Annotated in this window: 12 protein-coding genes; 7 read left to right on the top strand and 5 right to left on the bottom strand. The window is 60.2% G+C overall.

Annotated elements, in window-relative coordinates:
• Positions 1-127: 127 nt before the first annotated feature.
• The 4 genes from QD280_RS07125 to QD280_RS07140 all read left to right on the top strand — a co-directional run bounded on the left by QD280_RS07125 (position 128) and on the right by QD280_RS07140 (position 2,206).
• Positions 128-1,144, top strand: a complete 1,017-nt coding sequence (locus QD280_RS07125) for a substrate-binding domain-containing protein (protein ID WP_279838780.1) — start codon at positions 128-130, stop codon at positions 1,142-1,144.
• Between the two features lie 36 nt (positions 1,145-1,180).
• Positions 1,181-1,318, top strand: coding sequence for a hypothetical protein (locus QD280_RS07130; RefSeq protein WP_279838781.1), 138 nt, complete (start codon positions 1,181-1,183; stop codon positions 1,316-1,318).
• A gap of 111 nt (positions 1,319-1,429) precedes the next feature.
• Positions 1,430-1,843 (top strand): arsenate reductase ArsC, encoded by a 414-nt coding sequence (locus QD280_RS07135; protein ID WP_279838782.1) that lies wholly within the window; start codon positions 1,430-1,432, stop codon positions 1,841-1,843.
• Positions 1,844-1,870: 27 nt separating this feature from the next.
• Positions 1,871-2,206 (top strand): metalloregulator ArsR/SmtB family transcription factor, encoded by a 336-nt coding sequence (locus QD280_RS07140; protein ID WP_279833316.1) that lies wholly within the window; start codon positions 1,871-1,873, stop codon positions 2,204-2,206.
• Positions 2,207-2,295: 89 nt separating this feature from the next.
• Here the strand turns inward: QD280_RS07140 and QD280_RS07145 are convergent, their stop codons facing one another.
• From QD280_RS07145 to QD280_RS07160, 4 genes are all read right to left on the bottom strand, one after another.
• Positions 2,296-2,796, bottom strand: a complete 501-nt coding sequence (locus QD280_RS07145; RefSeq protein WP_054557257.1) for a DUF1456 family protein — start codon at positions 2,794-2,796, stop codon at positions 2,296-2,298.
• A gap of 116 nt (positions 2,797-2,912) precedes the next feature.
• Positions 2,913-3,677 carry a YiiX/YebB-like N1pC/P60 family cysteine hydrolase gene (locus tag QD280_RS07150; RefSeq protein ID WP_279838784.1) on the bottom strand — a complete coding sequence of 255 codons (765 nt, stop codon included), beginning with the start codon at positions 3,675-3,677 and terminating at the stop codon, positions 2,913-2,915.
• Positions 3,678-3,764: 87 nt separating this feature from the next.
• Positions 3,765-4,871, bottom strand: a complete 1,107-nt coding sequence (locus QD280_RS07155) for an endonuclease/exonuclease/phosphatase family protein (protein ID WP_279838785.1) — start codon at positions 4,869-4,871, stop codon at positions 3,765-3,767.
• A gap of 95 nt (positions 4,872-4,966) precedes the next feature.
• Positions 4,967-5,896: a DMT family transporter gene (locus QD280_RS07160; protein ID WP_279838786.1), complete on the bottom strand. Its 930-nt coding sequence runs from the start codon at positions 5,894-5,896 to the stop codon at positions 4,967-4,969.
• Between the two features lie 372 nt (positions 5,897-6,268).
• Here QD280_RS07160 and QD280_RS07165 point away from each other — a divergent pair, with 372 nt between their 5' ends.
• Entirely contained in the window at positions 6,269-7,135 is an 867-nt protein-coding gene (locus QD280_RS07165; RefSeq protein ID WP_225346721.1) for a cation diffusion facilitator family transporter, read from the top strand.
• A gap of 219 nt (positions 7,136-7,354) precedes the next feature.
• Here the strand turns inward: QD280_RS07165 and QD280_RS07170 are convergent, their stop codons facing one another.
• On the bottom strand, positions 7,355-8,737 hold the full coding sequence (locus QD280_RS07170) for an NAD-dependent succinate-semialdehyde dehydrogenase (protein ID WP_192839207.1): 1,383 nt from the start codon (positions 8,735-8,737) through the stop codon (positions 7,355-7,357).
• A gap of 362 nt (positions 8,738-9,099) precedes the next feature.
• On the opposite strand from QD280_RS07170, the gene QD280_RS07175 reads away from it, so the two are divergent.
• The gene (locus QD280_RS07175; RefSeq protein WP_279838787.1) at positions 9,100-9,540 is read left to right on the top strand and encodes a low molecular weight phosphotyrosine protein phosphatase; all 441 of its coding nucleotides are present in this window, start codon (positions 9,100-9,102) and stop codon (positions 9,538-9,540) included.
• 281 nt (positions 9,541-9,821) lie between these two features.
• A partial coding sequence (locus tag QD280_RS07180; RefSeq protein WP_279838788.1) for a VCBS domain-containing protein occupies positions 9,822-18,086 on the top strand: 8,265 nt, incomplete at its 3' end.

The raw sequence follows: 18,086 nt of genomic DNA on the forward strand, positions 1-18,086 counted from the left end.
GGGTGATTCTCATCACCGGCATGTGGCGATTGGCGAGCTGTCGCGCCAATCGGGGCGGCGGAGTCGTGAGGGATTTCGCCACCAAATATATGCTTATTCATATACATCAATGCATCGGAGCACCGCAATGAATCGCCCTCTCAAGCAGCTCGCTTTCGTGATCGCCTCTGCGGCTATCATGTCCAGTGCACAAGCACGTGACCAGGTTCGCATCGTCGGTTCCAGCACCGTCTATCCCTTCTCGAGCTATGTGGCGGAAGAGTTCGGTGTCACCACAGATCATCCCACACCGGTCATCGAAGCCACGGGTTCCGGTGGCGGCATGAAGCTCTTCTGTGAAGGTGCCGGCAGCAACACCCCGGATATCACCAACGCCTCGCGCCGCATGAAGGCCTCCGAATTCGAGCGCTGTCAGGAAAATGGCGTGACCGACATCACCGAAGCCTTCATCGGTTATGACGGCATCGCCTTCGCGCAGTCCAACACCAACGACCCTGCCGCCTTCACGCTGGAGCAGATCGCGCTGGCGGTCGCGGCCCAGGTGCCGGTCGATGGCAAGCTGGTGGCCAATCCCTATACCCGCTGGAACCAGATCGATTCCAGCCTGCCGGACCGCAAGATCACCATCTATGGGCCGCCCAGCACTTCCGGTACGCGCGATTCCTTTGAGGAGCTGGTGCTGGAAGCCGCCACCGAAGAGATGGACGGCTATGGTGGCGAAGGCTACTCCAAGGTGCGCAACGATGGCGTCTTCGTGCCGGCCGGCGAGAACGACAACCTGATCGTTCAGAAGCTGTCGGAAGACACCGAGGCCTTCGGCGTCTTCGGTTATTCCTTCCTCGAGGAGAACGAAGACTCGCTGAGCGGCGCGACCATTGACGGCATCGCCCCGTCTCCCGAGGCCATCTCGGAAGAGACCTACCCGGTCGCACGTACCATGTTCTTCTACATCAAGAATCAGCACGCGGAAGAAGCGCCGGTCATGTATGACTACGCGGACCTGTTCATGAGCGAGAAGATGGTCGGCAACCTGGGCTATCTGAAAGGCATCGGCCTGATTCCGGCGCACGAAGAAGCGCGCAAGGCGGCGCGTCAAGCCGTCGCCGACAGGAAGACCCTGACGCTTTCGGACCTGCAGGGCTGATGACGTGAGCCACGCGGTGCGGCGGTCGAGCGCATCGTGAACGTAGCGAGTGGCGATCTTCGCGGGCTGGTGTGGTGTGCCTGGCAGTTGCCGGTCACTGCGCCGGCCCGTTCGCGTCTGTTGCAGGCTCTGTTGCAGGTGTTGTTGCAGGGGTTGTTGCAGAAAGTGATCTGAAGGTGGGGCGCCGAGGCCTGAAAGGCTACTGACATCAGTTTGTTATACAAGCGCGGTACTTCTGATATGCGACCCTATGGTAAGGTAAAATTGCAGCTCTGGAGATGAGTCATGTCCAAACAGCGAGTGCTTTTTCTGTGCAATGCCAATTCTGCCCGCTCCCTGATGGGGGAGGCATTGCTGCGCAACATGGCGGGGGACGAGTTTGACGCCTTCAGTGCCGGTGTCGCGCCTGATGCCCCGCAACAGCATGCGTTGGACGCTCTGGCGCGCGCCGGGGTGGATAATTCAGGTCTGGCGAGCGAGTCGATCGATCGCTACCGCTCTCAGTCCTTCGATGCCGTCATCGTGCTGTGTCAGAAGGCGCAGCAGCAGTGTCGCCAGTGGGATGGCCAGACCGAGGAGCTGTTGTTCTGGGATATCGAAGACCCGCGCAATGAGGATACTGCCGTGTCCTATGGGCGCGCCTTGAACGAAATTCGCACGCGCTTGCAGCTGTGGTTGGCGGCACGCTCACATCATTGAATCAGGTGGAATTCTGCATTGTCTCTTCTGACCCCGACACGTCTTTTCAAATGCCTCAGCGACGATACACGCCTTGTGCTGATGTTGCTTATCCATGCAGAAGGCGAGCTTTGCGTATGCGAGATGACCTACGTGTTGCAGGAGTCGCAGCCCAAGGTGTCACGGCATCTGGCCCAGTTGCGCAATTGCGGTCTGCTGCTGGATCGCCGCCAGGGACAATGGGTCTACTACCGTCTGATGCCTGACCTGCCGTCCTGGGTATTGCCGGCGCTGGTCGCGGCGGCGGAAGGGAGTCAGCACCGCATGGCACCGTTGCTGGCGCGCCTGGCCACCATGGAAGGGCGCCCCAACCGCGAATGCTGAGCCGCTGTTGGTACCGCCATTGCCGTCATACAACAACGCCGCCCCGGATTCCGGGGCGGCGTTGTTGTTGAGAGCACATCAGGGTCTGATCAGACCGGATCGACGGCGTGCTGCTCGGTCTCGGGGTCATGGCGACGATGGCGCAGTTCGATGCCCTTGAGCAGGTTGCGCAGGATCTGGTCCTTGCACTCGCGGTAGTGGCGATGATCGGGCTTGCGGAAGAAGGCAGACAGCTCGGACTTGGTGATCAGCTCGAAACCGGCCAATGCCAGCAGCTCGAGCATGTCGTCATCCTTGAGCTCGAAGGCGATCTTGAGCTTGCGCAGAATCACGTTGTTGTCGAGACGCTTTTCAGGCGCTGGCTGGGCCCCTTCGCGCTTGCCGCGACGCACGTTGATCAGGCCATTGAGGAACCTGGCCAGGTCGATGTCCTTGATGCGCTGCTGAGCCTCATCATCATCGCGCTTGAGCCAATCGCTGATCTGGGCGCGTGAGACCTCGTGGTCCGCGGCAGCGAAGGTGTTGATCATGTCGGTGTCGGAGAGATTCAGCGCGTAGCGCAGGCGACGGATGATGTCGTTATTGGTCACGGGCGTGGTTCCGGTCGTGAAGAGTGTCAGAGGGCGGCAGGCGGCTCAGTCGGCACAGCAGAACTGATGCACAGGTGCCGACCAGCAAGGCCGCGGATGGCGCGCAGCATACCAGATCAGGCGGGCGGTTCGCTCCACTGCAGGCGATGGGGATCGAATCCGGCGCACAGGGTCGGCTTGATGATGTCGAAGTAGGGCGAGATATCGAAGTCGCAGGGCGCAAACAGGCTGTGATGGCGGATATGCAGCAATTCCTGATAGCAGTGCAGGCATGCCGGGTCGCTGGAGGGCAGGACGTCACTGTCTGGCAGGATGGGGTAACGCACGGCCTGGAAGGCTTCGGCGATCAGCGATGAGCAGATCGCGCGGGTCGGGTCGCCGCTGCCCAGGGCCAGCATGCGGCGTCGATAGCGGCTTGGCACCGGTGGTGTGCGAATCAGATAGCGAGCCAGATCGACGATGTTGCGCAGGTCATATTGATGGCCCAGGCGCGCCTCGGCGTGGGCGATCAATGCGCTGATCTCCTCCTCCGTGAGTCCGACCGGGCGGCAGATACGCGTGTGCTGATGCCAGTAATGGTTGAGGGGGACGCGGCGCACCCCGGCGGTGACGTCCGCTTCCAACAGGCAGTCGCCCCTGACCGGGCGCCCTCTGCTGTCCAGCGGCGTGCGCACGCAGAGCGCGGCGTGAGACCAGGTCGATTGAGTGAGGTAGCGAATGGCGGTGCTGATACGCGAGCAGCCCTCGACCAGCAGGACATCGCCGCGCCGCAGGGTGGCAGCCAGCTTTTCCGGTGATGACGTGGCGCGATGCGCCGGTAGCTTGCCCGGCGCGGTGAGATGACGTGCCAGCCGCGTGCCCAGCCAGTCGAGTCCTCGCATGCCTGCCTCCCGTATGGCTCAAGCCTCATCAGCCAGTCTGGGACCTTTTGGAGAATTCAGCCAAATGCCATCTCAGGCATGTCGCGCTCAGCGACCCGGTTTCGGCACGTCCTGCTGGCTGACATTCTCGTCACTGGCGGTCTCGCTGGCCTCGGCCTGGTCGTCGGCATCCGGCTCCGGGGCATCGAGCGTCTCGCCGGTGTCCTGGGCGGGCGTCAGTGCCAGCTCGGTGAGCAGCGGGAAGTGGTCGGAGCCGAAGGCTTCCATGCGCGCCACGCGCACCACACTGAAATGCTCGCTATGGAAGAGGTGATCCAGCGGCCAGCGCAGCAGGGGAATGTTGGCATGGAAGGTGTTGAACATGCCACGGCCCACGCGGGGGTCCAGCAGGCCGGACAGCTTGCGGAACAGGCGCGTGGTGCGAGACCAGGCCACGTCGTTGAGGTCGCCGGTGACGATCACCGGTTGCTGGCTGTCGGCGACGCTGCGCGCCACGATGATCAGCTCGGCATCCCGCTCGGATGACTCGTCATTCTCGGTCGGGCTGGGCGGCGCCGGGTGCAGGAAGTGCACCCGCACGCGATCACCGCTGGCCAGCTCCAGTTGCGCATGCATCGATGGCACATCCTCTTCGACCAGGTAGTCGATGCTGGCGTCATGCAGTGGCAGGCGTGAATAGACATGCATGCCGTAGAGGTTGTCCAGCGGGCATTTGAGGGTATGCGTATAGCCGTATTGCTCGCTATCCGCCTCGAGCACGTCGAGCCGCTGCTGCCACCAGTCATCGGATTCCAGCGTCACCAGCACGTCGGGCTGTTCACGTTCGACGATGGCCAGCAACTTGTCACTGTCGTGATTGCTGGTCAGGACATTGGCGGTGAGCAGGCGGACCTGGCGCTGCCGGTCGTGCTGTCTGGTGCGCGCGGACTCGCAGGGAAAGAGGCGGGTATAGGGCACGATCCAGTGTGCCTGATAGACAAGCCCGGCCACGGCGATCACGGCCAGTGACCCCCTGAGCCCGAAGGCAAGCTCGGCCACCGCGAGGTCGGCGATCAACAACATCGCCCACAAGGCGGCCAGCTGCAGGCGGGGGAAATCCATGATGCGCACCGACCAATGGCGAATACGCGTCAGTGGCAGCAGGGTGAAGGCTGCCATCAGCAGCGTCAGTACGCCGAGTAGCGTGGGGATCATGGTGGCTCCGGTGGCAGAGAATGGGGCGGGAAGTCGAACGCTCAAGCGTCAGACATGGTGGCGACATGCCTGACACTCAAGTCAGGACGCTGTTCTCACGAGGCAACCCGCCGCTGACGCCACAGGCGTGAGATCCACTGCCAGCGATTGATCAACAGGGCGGTGAAGATGAGGCCGCAGCCGGTCATCTGGATCAGGGTCATGCGCTCACCGAACCAGGCGGCCGACATCAGGGCGGCCCAGACCGCTTCCAGCATCAGGATGACCGAGGCATGGCTGGGCGTGGTCAGGCCCTGTGCGTAGATCTGCAGGAAGAAACGCAGCGTGCTGGCGATCAGGGTGCTGGCCAGGAACCAGCTCAGGATGTCGAGACTGATGCCGGCGGGCCAGCTCTCGCTGAGTGCCGAGAGTATCAGGCAGGTGACGCCGGTGGTCATCAGCTGGATGGCCGTCAGCGGCAGGGCCGGGATATTGCGCACCAGGCGTGAATTGAAGTTGAACACCAGTGCGAACAGGCAGGCGGCGCCGAAGATGAGCCATTGAGCGGGCTCGATGGTGAAGCCATCGGTCGCGCCGGGCTGGCCCATGCCGAGCAGGGCGAAACCGAGCAGAGCGGTGGGCAGTGCGATCCAGGTGCTCATCGGCGGCCTGTCCTTGAACAACAGTCGCGCGAGTACCGGCACCATCAGGATGCCGAAGCTGTTGATGAAGGCGATCACGCCCAGTTGATCAGATAGTGCGACCCCTAGCGACCAGCAGGCCATGGCACCCCCGAACAGGACACCGACGCCGCTTGCGCGCAGCTTGCGCGCGGTGGACAGTTGGCCCAGTGAGCGCGCATCGAAGATGGCCAGAATGAGCCCCGCAAGCAGGAAGCGACTGCCGATGAACAGCAGAGGGGGCATGCCGGCCATCGCCTCCTTGGAGAAGATCCAGCCTGCGGCGGCGATGATGGTGACCAGCAGGAGCAGCAGATCGGCCTTGAAAGGCGAGCGGGAGGGGGTCGTCTCGGAGGAGAGGTTCATGGGGAAGGCGGGAATCCTTTATTCGTTGCTTCGCAAGTGATAACTATCCTATCAAGCTGGCGCAGTGGTTGCTGGCCTTTATCGGAACGCGAAAATCCGCCAATGCGTCTTGAAAGACGCGCGACTTTCGACGTTACGCTGCGCATCATGCAGACACGTTTCTTTTTTCATTAGATGGCCGGAGGTTGAATGGCATCGACACCGCAAGATGAGGTTCGCGAACCCTCGCATGAGCCTTCCGGGCACCACGCTCACGATCATTCTCATGGCTCCGACCCTTCAGATGGTCACGCGCATGGAGATTCACACGGTAATTCACACGGCCACTCACATGATCATTCACACGGGCACCACCATGATCATGCGCCTGAGGTGACCGCCGACAGCGAGCGACGCGTCAAGCTGGCGATGTATCTGACGGGCGGCTTCATGCTGGCGGAGGTGGTCGGCGGGCTGGTCGCGGGCTCACTGGCCCTCTTGGCGGATGCCGGGCACATGCTCAGTGATACCGTGTCGCTGGCATTGGCCTGGGGCGCGTTTCGCCTCGGGCATCGGGCGGCGACCCGCAAGCTGACCTTCGGCTATGCACGCTTTCAGGTGCTGGCCGCGTTCGTCAATGGCCTGACTCTGCTGGTGATCGGGGCGGCGATCGTGGTGGCCGCCATCAAGCGGCTCTGGCTGCCCTCCGAAGTACTCGCGGGGCCGATGCTGGCCATCGCCGTGCTCGGACTTGTCGTCAATATCGCGGCATTTCGTATCCTGCATCAGGGCGATCAGGACAACCTCAATCTACGCGGCGCGGTACTGCACGTGATGGGGGACCTGCTCGGCTCGGTGGCGGCCATCGTCGCCTCGCTGATCATCATGACCACCGGCTGGAATCAGGCTGACCCGCTGTTGTCAGTGCTCGCGGCGGTGCTGATATTGCGCGGTGCCTGGTCGTTGGTGAAACGGTCGGCGCACACCTTGCTGGAAGGCACGCCGGAGCAGCTCGACCATGCCGATATCCAGGCGGGCGTCCTGGCGCTTGAGGGCGTGGAGAGCGTACATGACCTGCATCTGTGGGGGCTGACGCCTCAGTCGCCGATTGCCAGCCTGCACGTCGTCGTGGCCGCCACCAGCGTGCCCGGCGATGTGCTGGAGCGTGTTCAGGCCTATCTGCGCGACGGTCATGACATCTCGCACGTCACGGTTCAGCTGGAAGGCGAGGCATGCCTGCAGGGCTGCGTGACGCGCTGATGTGATGAGTGCGATCAGCGCGCTGGTTGAGGGGGGGAATATCGCAAGGCAAAGCATACGAATCTCTGACGCAAAACGCCCCGCTGAAAAGCGGGGCGTTGTTCGTTGCAGCTAAGGGACTGGAGTGAATCATCCGCTGCAGTCTCTTCAGCGTCGCTGGCGTCACGTTACGCCTTGACGCGCACTGAGTCTGTGCTCAGCGACTCAGTGCCCAGCGGCTCAGTGTTCAGCGACATAGACGGTGCGGATGTTCATGAAGGCACCGAAGCCATACTCGCTCTGCTCACGGCCATAGCCACTGCCTTTGACGCCACCGAAGGGCAGCTGGGCGAAGGGCGTGGTCGGACGGTTGACGAAGCTCATGCCGGCCTGCAGCTGACGAGAGACGCGTTCACCCCGTTCGTCGTCCTTGGCCACCACGGTGCTGCCCAGGCCATAGGGGCAGTCGTTGGCAAGCTCGATGGCATGCGCTTCGTTGTCGGCGACCACCACGGAGGCGACCGGACCGAACAGTTCTTCATTGAAGGCCGGATTGCCCTGGGTGACGTTGGTCAGCACCGTCGGCGGATACCAGGCGCCGTCGCGATCCGGAATCTTACCACCGCATTCAAGCTTGGCGCCTGCCTTGATGGCGCGCTGGACCTGGTCATGCAGGTCATCGCGCAGGTCCTTGCGAGACATCGGGCCGATATCGACCCCTTCGCTCATCGGGTCGTCCATGCGCATGTCCTTGACCTTCTCGATCAAGCGCTTGGAGAAGTCCTCGGCGAGGGACTTGTCGACGATCAGGCGCTTGGACGCGGCGCAGCTCTGGCCGGTGTTGTCGAAACGACCAGCGATGGCGAGATCCACCGCACGCTCGATGTCGGCATCATCCAGCACGATCAGCGGATCGATACCACCCAGTTCCAACACGCTTGGCTTGAGCGCCGCGCCTGCCTGCTCGGCGACCTTGCGACCCGCCTCTTCGCTGCCTGTCAGGGTGACGCCCTGCACGACAGGATCATTGATGATGTCTTCGATCATCTCCGAGCCCACCGGCAACCAGGTGAAGATACCCTCTTCGAAGTCGGCCTTGTGGAACAGCTGAGTGATCAGATCGGCACAGCCCGGGACATTGGAGGCGTGCTTCATCAGGCAGACATTGCCGCCCGCCAGGGCCGGAGCCGCGAAGCGGATGACCTGATAGAGCGGATAGTTCCACGGCATCACGCCGAGGACGGCGCCGATGGGGTCCTTGACGATCTTGGCACGCACGGCACCATCGACATCACGCTGCTCGGTTTCCATCAGCTTGGGCAGGTTGTCGGCATAGAAGCGCGCGATGCTGGAGGAAATCTGCGTCTCGCTGATGCCCTGATCATAGGGCTTGCCCATCTCATGGGCGATCTGCGTGGCGATTTCCTTCTGATGCTCATCGATCAAGTCCGCCAGAACGGTGAGGCGCTGCGCACGATCCTGCACGGTGGTCTGGCTGAAGCTCGAGTACGCCTTGCGCGTCTGCTCCAGTTTCTGCTGAACCTCTTCCTTGCTTAGCGTGGCGTATTCCTTGAGAACCTTGTCATTGGCCGGATTGGACGCGGTCAGTGTCTTGTTGCTCATCTTGCCTCCCTGTTGAGTGCTGGTTCAGCAAGTGACTGAATGGGGATCGTGAGGGGTCGAGATCGGCCCTTGAGCCAGTCACTTCATTGGCTACACATCAGGACTTGGAGATATTGCCTGAGGTCTTCAAGGGGCAGGGGGCTATTGCGTCGGGTCACCTCAGTGTTGCCATATGAGCACGCTGCTGGCCCTTGAAAAGACAAAGATGTCATCAGTGATCAATCGCGAAGCGGTCAAATGTGAACCTGCCGAACAGGCTGCCAGCATGCGACAATGGGCGTCTGACGTCCGTGCGGGGCCAAGCTTGCCGCGCGCCGGGCCATCAACATGAGTGCAAGCGTCACAAGGAAGAGGAAGTCAGCGTGTTCAACAATATTCTGGTGGTGTGTACCGGCAACATCTGTCGCAGTCCGGTCGGCGAGTCACTGCTGAAGCAGGCGTTGCCTGGCAAGACGGTGCACTCGGCGGGTGTGGGCGCACTGGTCGATCACCCGGTCGAGCCCACGGCAGCACGCTTCGCCGTCGAGTCAGGGCTCGAGGTAGATGAGCATCGTGCGCGCCAGGTGTCGGTCGAGATGCTGACGGCTGCAGACCTGATTCTGGTCATGAGCGATGGCCACCGCCGCGCCATCAATCAGATGGCACCGCAGGTCAGTGGCAAGACGATGCTGTTCGGCCGCTGGCTGGCAGGCGGCCAGGGGGAAGAGATTCCTGATCCCTATCGCAAGAGCGAAGAGGCCTTCCGCCATGCGCACCAGAAGCTGGTGGAAGCGGCTGCGCTGTGGGTGGCCAAGCTCAAGTGACGGCGTGCATCTGTATGTAAAATAATGTTTCGAGATTTTTCATAGCTCAAGAGGAAGGAATGCTGCCAACAGCATTCCTTCCTTTTTTTATGCCCGTAAATGCAGTGTTGCTTCATGGGGTTAGTCGTTGAGTAAGAAAGTTTGCATATTATGATGATATGAATTAATTCTTATGGTTGAAAGCACTCAGTCGGTTCTGTGTAAGAAGTTTGCGGGAATGTGCTTCTCAATGTATATTTTTGTTACTGTCTGTCTAAACACAATTACACTGGTGCCCGCCCATGCGCGAACTCGATCTTCAGGCCCTTGAGCCCCGTCTGCTGTTGGATGCCGCTGCTGCCGTGACCATTGCCGAGGGCGCCGATAGCAACGGCGACACTGTGTCGGCCACCAATACTGGTGCTTCGCTGTCGGGTACCGAAGATACGCAATTCTCGCTTTCGAGCCTGAGTGTCACGGACAGTGGCAACGTGGATGATGAGGGCAACGCCACGGATGAGTACTCGCTGACACTGAATCTGGATCAGGCAGCCGCCGATGCCGGGGCGGAGTTCAGTAGCGGCGGCAGCAGCGCGACCCTGACGGGTACAGCTCAGGAGATCACCGATGAGCTTGCCGGCCTCGTAGTCACTCCGGGGGACGATTACACCGCCGATATCACCTTGAGCCTGAGCCTCACCGAAACCACAGACGGGGTGGTGGATACCGACCGAGGCAGCCTCGATTTCGTTGCCACTCTGACGCCTGTCAACGATGACCCGGTGTTCGGGGACAGCGGTGCGACGGTCACCGAGGCGGGAACCTTCACCTTCTCCATTGAAGCCTTGGGTCTGAGTGATCCAGATGTCGTCAGTGGCGAGCAGGATACCGACCAGCTGATCATCGAGATCGACAGCCTGCCGACGGGTGGCTCGCTGACGTTCAATGGATCTCCGGTGGCAATTGGTTCAAGTTTCGATGCAGACCAGCTCAGCAAGCTGGTCTATACCCATGGTGGCAGCGATGTGGCCGTCGGAGACAGTGACAGCTTCGCCATCACGGTGGTGGATGGCGCGGGTGGTGAGGCCTCCAATACCCTCAATATCGAGCTGATTCCTGACAACGCCGCGCCGACCGTCACGGGCGACCCGCAGCAGTTCGAGGGCGAAAATACCTCGCTGGGTCTGAGCTACACCGATGAAGAGTCCGGGCATGCCGATGCGGCGGCCAATGCAACGGTGGAAATCACGGATCTGGGCAATCTCTCGGAGCGTGGCACCCTCTATCTGGATCTCAACCAGGACGGTATCGCAGACACTGATGAGATCATCTCCGACACGTCGGATGCGGCTGCCAGTTTCACGGCAGACAAGCTCCAGTATCTGTCCTTCGCCCATGATGGGGACGAGCCGATTGTCGATGACTTGCCCAGTTTCACCATCAAGGTGACCGACGCCGGTGGCGGTGAAGGGGCGGGGAATGAGCTTTCCAGTGAGCGTACCGTCGAGATCAGCATTCTCGAGAATGATGATGACCCGACGCTGACGCCCACCACCGACGCGCTGGATGCCACTGGTGAGGCGGTATTGATCGATGCATCTGCCCTGAACGCGATAGACCCGGACAGCACCGATGATCAGCTGAGCTACAAGATCGACACCTTGCCGAGCTTTGGTGAGATCCAGATTCTCAATGGGACTGAATGGGTCAAGCTGCCGGTGGGTGGCACCTTCTCGCAGGCGCAGGTCACGGCGGGCGAAGTCCGCTATCAACAGACCCTCGTGGATGGCACTGGAGGCACGGCGGACGACTTCACCTTCACGTTGGTGGATTCCGAATTTAAGGCATTTGAAGAGGCAGGAGACGCAGGGACCTGGGGCGGCGCGGATTCACCGACCGTCGGTACGCTGAATTTCCTGATTGACAATGTGGCCGGTGGCCCCGGGGAGCAGCAACAGGAAACCATCTACGCCGAGCAAGTGAACAATACCGGCGTCATCGTGAGCGAAAGCACGTCCGATCCTGCTTCCTCCGCGGTGGTCATCACAGACGATATGCTCAAGTATGGCGCCGAGCTGGACGGCTACGTGCTGCCTGCGACCCAGATCGTCTACACCGTGACGAACATACCGACCAACGGAACGCTATTCCTGGATGGTCAGCCGATTTCCGACTTCGGCAGCTTCACCCAGGAAGACATCGATAACGGGCTGGTCACCTTCCTGCACGATGGCAGCGAAGATCATGAGTCCAGCTTCACGTTCACCATCCTGCCGACGGACATCGACAAGGATCCGGACACGCTCGACCCCATTACCGATGTCTTCACCATCGACGCAACACCCGTCAATGATGCTCCCGCCGCGGGTAACTCGAGTGTCAATCTGCTCGAGCAGACCGATACGACCGACGGCATCGTTCGTATCACCAATCTGGTGATGTCGGATGTGGACGGCAGTCTGGAGAATCTGGACGGCGAGGGGGAAAGTGATGACCTCTGGTTCCAGATCACCAGCACCGAGCTGAGCGGTGGATCACTCGAAGTCTGGGATGGCGACAGCTGGGAGGCAGCCTCCACCGATGTCTGGTACTCCCAGGCGATTCTGACCGCGCAGGCGGATGGTCAGACGGGGGGATTGCGCTACGTTCACGACGGTGGTGAAAGTGTCGACTCCCTGAACGATAGCTTCACTTTCATCGTGCGCGATGATCTGACAGCGCCGTCAGATCCCTTCGCGACGGATTCTTCTACTCCGGTAGACAATGGGAACGATACCAGTGTCGTCTCCAATGTCGGCAACGTCACTATCGAAGTAACGCCCTTCAATGATGCCCCTCTGATTCCGCTGACCTCCGATGCTGCGGATCAGACGGTCATTGATGCCCTGGATCAGTCGTCCACTTCCGCCAACAACGTACTGACCCTTGGGGAAGGGGAAACGGCAGTCATCGACAATAGCCTGCTGCAGGCCGTGGACAGCGACAACACCACGCGTCAGTCGACCTTCGTGATCACGAGCCTGCCGGAGAACGGCTCTTTGACGGTGAATGGCAAGGTTCTGCGCGTCGGTAGCTCCTTCACCCAGGCCGACATCGACAGTGGGGCACTGTCCTATGAGCATGATGGCGGGGAAATCCACTCTGATGCTTTCACCTTTACTGTCAGTGATGGTCCGCTGACGACCGACGTTGCTACGTTCAGCATTGATATTACCCCGTTGGATGATTCGCCGGAAATCACGGCAACCCAGCCAGAAGACAGACTGATCCCGGCTTCCACAGCACTTTCAGCATTGGACCTTGGTGATGCCTTTGTCATTGGTGATGTCGATATTCTGGATCTCGACTCCAGCTCGGGTATTGATGCTGGTGAGACGGATAGCATCAAGGTATCGCTCTCACTCCAGGATGAAGATGGAGTCGTTGTTCCATTTACTACCGCTGTCCTGACTGCTCTGCCGAGTGGGACAGATTCCACGGTCACCACTGATGCCAATACCCTGGTAATTGAAGGTACCTTGTCGGCTGTTCAGGCATCCTTGGAGACGCTGAGTGTCCAGATGGTTCTGGATCCTATCACTGGCGAAGCAGACCCTGACGCTCGTTGGAGCCTCGAGGCTGTCGTCGATGATCGCCTCTCTGATGGCACCTTGAATGGGGGGGATGCCAATCAGGATGGCGAGGCAATTGGGGAAGATTTCAATACAGCGACGGCAAGCATAGAACTGTGGGCATCGACCGAGAACGATGCCCCAGCCGTGACGCTGCCGGATGCGAGCCAACTTGTTGTAACAGAAGATGGTGGCTATCAAGATATCGGCACCATCACGGTGACGGACGCTGACAGCTTCGATACCGATATCACCGTCGTACTGAGCGTTCCAAATGGCACGCTGCAGATCAGTGATGCCGGTGATGTTGAGGTCACCGATGACGGCACTGCCAGCATCGAGCTGAAGGGTACCCAGGAAGAGCTTGCGACGGCATTGGCAAACGTCCAGTACCAGCCGGATGCCAATGACAATGGTGCCGTCGAGCTGACCGTCACGGCGAAGGATACTGACTTACACGGGACCGGTACCGCCATTGAAACTGTCGTGAAGGAAGACATCACCGTGACAGCGGTCAATGATGAGCCGGTACTGACTTCCACCACACCGGTGCAAACGATGGATGATGGTCAGCCCTTGACCATCAGTGGCCTGTCCGTCGCAGACATCAATGATGTCGGTCAAGAAGTCTTCGAAGATAGCCAGACCGTTACAGTGTCTGTGCGAGGCGGCGCCACGGGTGAAACAGGCGGCACCTTGAATATGGATGCGACCGGTGTCACTGGCAACGGTACCAGCGAGGTTACCCTGACGGGAACGCTCAGCGAAATCAATGCCGCGCTTGAAGACCTCGTATTGACTGCCGCTGAAGTGAACGCAGATACCTCAGTGATACTTGATGTCGAGTTCAGTGATGATGCTAATGGTAACTTGGCTCTAGCCAATGCCTTCCTTGTCTCCACCGCCATAACGGTCAATGTTTCCGGCACCAACGATGCACCTACCATTTCTGCAGCGACCGGCACTACCACGCTGGTCGAAGATGGCAGCCTCACGCTGTCAGCGCTCGGGGTGACCCTTGATGATGCTGATGATTTCGGTGCTGACAACCTGACGCTGACATTGACCGTGGATCACGGCACCTTCAGCAATAGCACAAACACCATCACCTTTACTGGGACTGTCGCATCGCTCCAGGACTCACTGAATAGCGAGGTCTATACCCCTGCAGCCGACTTCTATGGTGAAGATACCCTCAGAATCGTTTTCAATGATGCCGGCAATACCGGCCAGGGCGGTGCAGAGGAGGCGAGCCGTGAGATCACTCTCACGGTCACCCCGGTCAATGACCGTCCGCTTGCCGCCGGTACAGCGGAAACAGTGGCCTCCGTTGCAGAAGACACCGCGGCAGATGGTATCGCCGGCACGGATCTCTATACGCTGCTGGTCGATCAGTACGATGACACCACCGATGATCAGACCGATGAGAATGGCAATACCGCTGCCACCACCGAGACTGATCTCACCTATGTTGCCATCGTCGAGAATACGTCTACCGATGCGCAAGGGGAGTGGGAATACAGCACTGATGGTGGTAGCACCTGGGAGCAGATCCCAGGCAATCTGCGTAACAATAATGCCCTCATATTGCCTGCTGATGCCGATATTCGCTTTGTACCTGCCGACGACTTCAATGGTGAGCCTGGTGCTCTGACCGTACGTCTGGGTGATGACAGCGCAGCACTGGTTACCAGTACCGATGCCGATGATCTTCGTAATCTGAATCAAACTGCCAATGGTGACCGCGATCTGGCGACTGGCGTCTGGTCAAGCAGCACCATTGCCATCAACACCAGCATCACTGCCGTCAATGATGCCCCGACGACACCTGATGACAGTGTCACTCTCGCGGCCATCAATGAAGACGACACCGATCCGGCTGGCGCCACCGTCGCGGAGCTGGTGGGCGTTAATTTCAACGATGTCGCTGCTGACGACCAGACCCAAGAGGCTGTTTTGGGGGGCAGTTCTGCCAACGTGTTGGCAGGTATCGCCATCACCTCCAACCCCTCCGATGACAGCGAGGGGACTTGGCAGTACTCCACTGACGGCGGCGATTCCTGGATCGATGTCCCTGCTGATGTCAGTGACAGCAATGCATTGGTGCTGTCGACGACTGACTCAGTGCGCTTCCTGCCGGCGGAGAACTACCACGGTGATCCGGCTGGCCTGAGCTACGTCGTGGCGGATGACAGTAGCGGTGCCGTGACGTCTGAAACCGCCGTGGATGTCTCCACCTTTGACGAGACCGGTATCTGGTCAAGCGTGGCCGATGCCGACACCCTCAACACGACGGTCAATGCGATCAATGATGCGCCGGTGCTCACCGGCAGCACGGCTGCGCAAGCCTTCCCCATTTCAGCTGTCGAGGCTGGCGGTGAAGGCACCGGAACCAACGAAGTTTCGCTGGTAGCCGGGGCCTCGCTCTCAGATGTCGACACTGCACTGGTCGGTGACAACTTCGGTGGTGGCACCATCACGGTTTCCATCGATGCCGCGACGGCTGCCGACGTGTTTGCCGTTGATGACTCTCTGGCGGGCTTCGCCGGTGCTTCTCTTGCTGACGGCACCTTGACGGTGACGCTGAGCTCCGGCGCGACGGCGGCTCAGGTCTCGGCGCTGATTGACTCGCTGACCTATCAGAACACCAGCGATGACCCGGACACCGATACGCGTGCCTACACCGTAGTCGTCAATGACGGCAACAATGACGGTCTGGCCGAAATCGATGGTGAAGGGCTGGATAGCAATGTCCTGACCGGCTATCTGCAAGTCGTGGATACCAATGACGGCCCTGTCGCGAATGATGATGCCGATGCCACCGACGAAGGCGTGGCGCTGACCACCGCTGACACCCCCAATCTGTTCGACAACGACACGGATCTGGATACCCCCACTGATGACTTCACCATCACCCAGGTGAATGGCAATGCTGGCGGGGTAGGCTCAGCTGTCTCGGGCAGCGAGGGCGGTTCCTTCACGGTCAATTCCGATGGCACATGGAGCTTTGATCCGGGCGCTGATTTCGACGGTCTCACCGATGGTGAGAGCGCGGTTACCACCATTACCTACCAGGTCAGTGATGGCGAGGGCGGCGTCTCGACCGCCACCGTCAGCGTGACCGTCAATGGTATCAATGACACCCCGACGCTGACCCCGGATACCGGTAATGTCATCGAAGATACCAATGTCACCTCCGACAACCTGACTACCAGCGGTACGCTTGACGCGGGCACTGGCGGCGACACCGGGGAAGACAAGTTCACGGCTGAGACAGTCACGGGCTCCTATGGGGCGCTGGTGGTCGATGCCGATGGCAACTGGTCCTACAGTGCCGACAATACTCAGGATGTCATTCAGCAGCTCAATCAGGGCGCCACGCTGACGGATATCCTGACGGTCACCAATGCTGATGGTGTCACCCAGACCACCGTCAGCATCACCCTCACCGGTGTCAATGACGCGCCGGTCGCTGTCGCCGATACCAGCGAGACTGCGGAAAACCTCGATCTGAGCGTCGCGGCTGCGAATGGCGTACTGGCCAATGACACGGATATCGATACCGGTTCCACCAAGGCGGTTAGCCAGGTGGCTGGCGCGGGGACGGGCGTTGGAGCAGCGGTCGCCATGGCAGGGGGCGGTACTGTCACCATTGCCGCGGATGGCAGCTATGTCTTCGCGCCGGGGACTGACTTCGATTATCTCGCCGAGGGCGCGTCTGCCACGACCACCGTTGCCTATACGGTCATTGATGACAATGGCGCCGAGTCGAGCAATACGCTGACGATTACCGTGACCGGCACCAATGATGCGCCGACCGTGGTGGAGACCCAGGCTGCTCAAGACAGCGTCGATGGTCAGGCCATCACGCCCTTTGATGTGGTGGATCTGTTCGCGGATGCCGATGACGGCGCGGTGCTGACCTACTCGGCAACGGGCCTGCCGGACGGGCTGAGCATCGACCCGGATACCGGTGAGATCAGTGGCACGCTGACCAGTGATGCCTCCCAGGGCGGTAGCGGGGGCGTTCACACCGTCACGCTGACGGCGACGGATGAAAACAATGCGCCTGTCACCACGACTTTCACGTGGACCGTGGCCAATGTGGACCCCGTTGCGCAGGACAATAGCGACGATATCTCTGAAGGACTTGCCACTGATTCCGTCAGCACGACCGCCGGCAATGTCACGTCTGACGCCGGTACCGATAGTGATGGTGGCAATGACAACGATGCCATCGTCGTCAGCGGAGTCGGGGCGGGCGCCAATCAGGCCACGGATGTTGCGGCCGGTACGCCGGTCGAAGGTGACTACGGCAGCGTGACCATCGCCGAGGATGGTAGCTACACCTATACGCTCGATAACACCGATTCCGTCATCCAGGCGCTGGATGTCGGCGACAGTCTCACGGACACCTTCACCTACGAGATTTCCGATGGCCAGGGTGGCACCGATACAGCGCTGCTGACGATCACCATCAATGGCACCAACGATGCTCCGGTCGCGACCGATGATGCCTCAACCACTGATGAAGACACTGCGCTGGCCACGGCCGACACGACCAATGTGCTGGTCAATGACATTGATGTGGACGCTGACTCCGCACTTGTCGTCAGTCAGGTCAATGGCAGTGGTGCGAATGTCGGTCAGCCGGTTACCGGCAGTGAGGGAGGTGATTTCACCCTGAATGCTGACGGCAGCTGGAGTTTCGATCCCAGCGGCGATTTCGAAGCGCTGAAGAACGGCGAAAGCGCTGTCACCACCCTGACGTATCAGGTCAGCGATGGCCTGGGCGGTGTCTCCACCGCCACGGTCAGCGTGACCATCAATGGCGTTGACGATGTGCCGACTCTGACGCCGGCCACTGGCGACGTCACGGAAGACACAGCGGTCAATGGTGAGGGAGACCTCGTGGCTGCCGGCACTCTGGCGACAGGTAGCGGCGGTGATGCAGGC

The sequence above is a fragment of the Cobetia sp. 1AS1 genome (assembly GCF_029846435.1).
Lineage (GTDB): Bacteria > Pseudomonadota > Gammaproteobacteria > Pseudomonadales > Halomonadaceae > Cobetia > Cobetia amphilecti.

Coding starts and splice junctions, on each gene's coding strand:
- QD280_RS07125 (WP_279838780.1), top strand. CDS start 128: ATGAATCGCCCTCTCAAGCAGCTCGCTTTCGTGATCGCCTCTGCGGCT.
- QD280_RS07135 (WP_279838782.1), top strand. CDS start 1,430: ATGTCCAAACAGCGAGTGCTTTTTCTGTGCAATGCCAATTCTGCCCGC.
- QD280_RS07150 (WP_279838784.1), bottom strand. CDS start 3,677: ATGCGAGGACTCGACTGGCTGGGCACGCGGCTGGCACGTCATCTCACC.
- QD280_RS07155 (WP_279838785.1), bottom strand. CDS start 4,871: ATGATCCCCACGCTACTCGGCGTACTGACGCTGCTGATGGCAGCCTTC.
- QD280_RS07160 (WP_279838786.1), bottom strand. CDS start 5,896: ATGAACCTCTCCTCCGAGACGACCCCCTCCCGCTCGCCTTTCAAGGCC.
- QD280_RS07170 (WP_192839207.1), bottom strand. CDS start 8,737: ATGAGCAACAAGACACTGACCGCGTCCAATCCGGCCAATGACAAGGTT.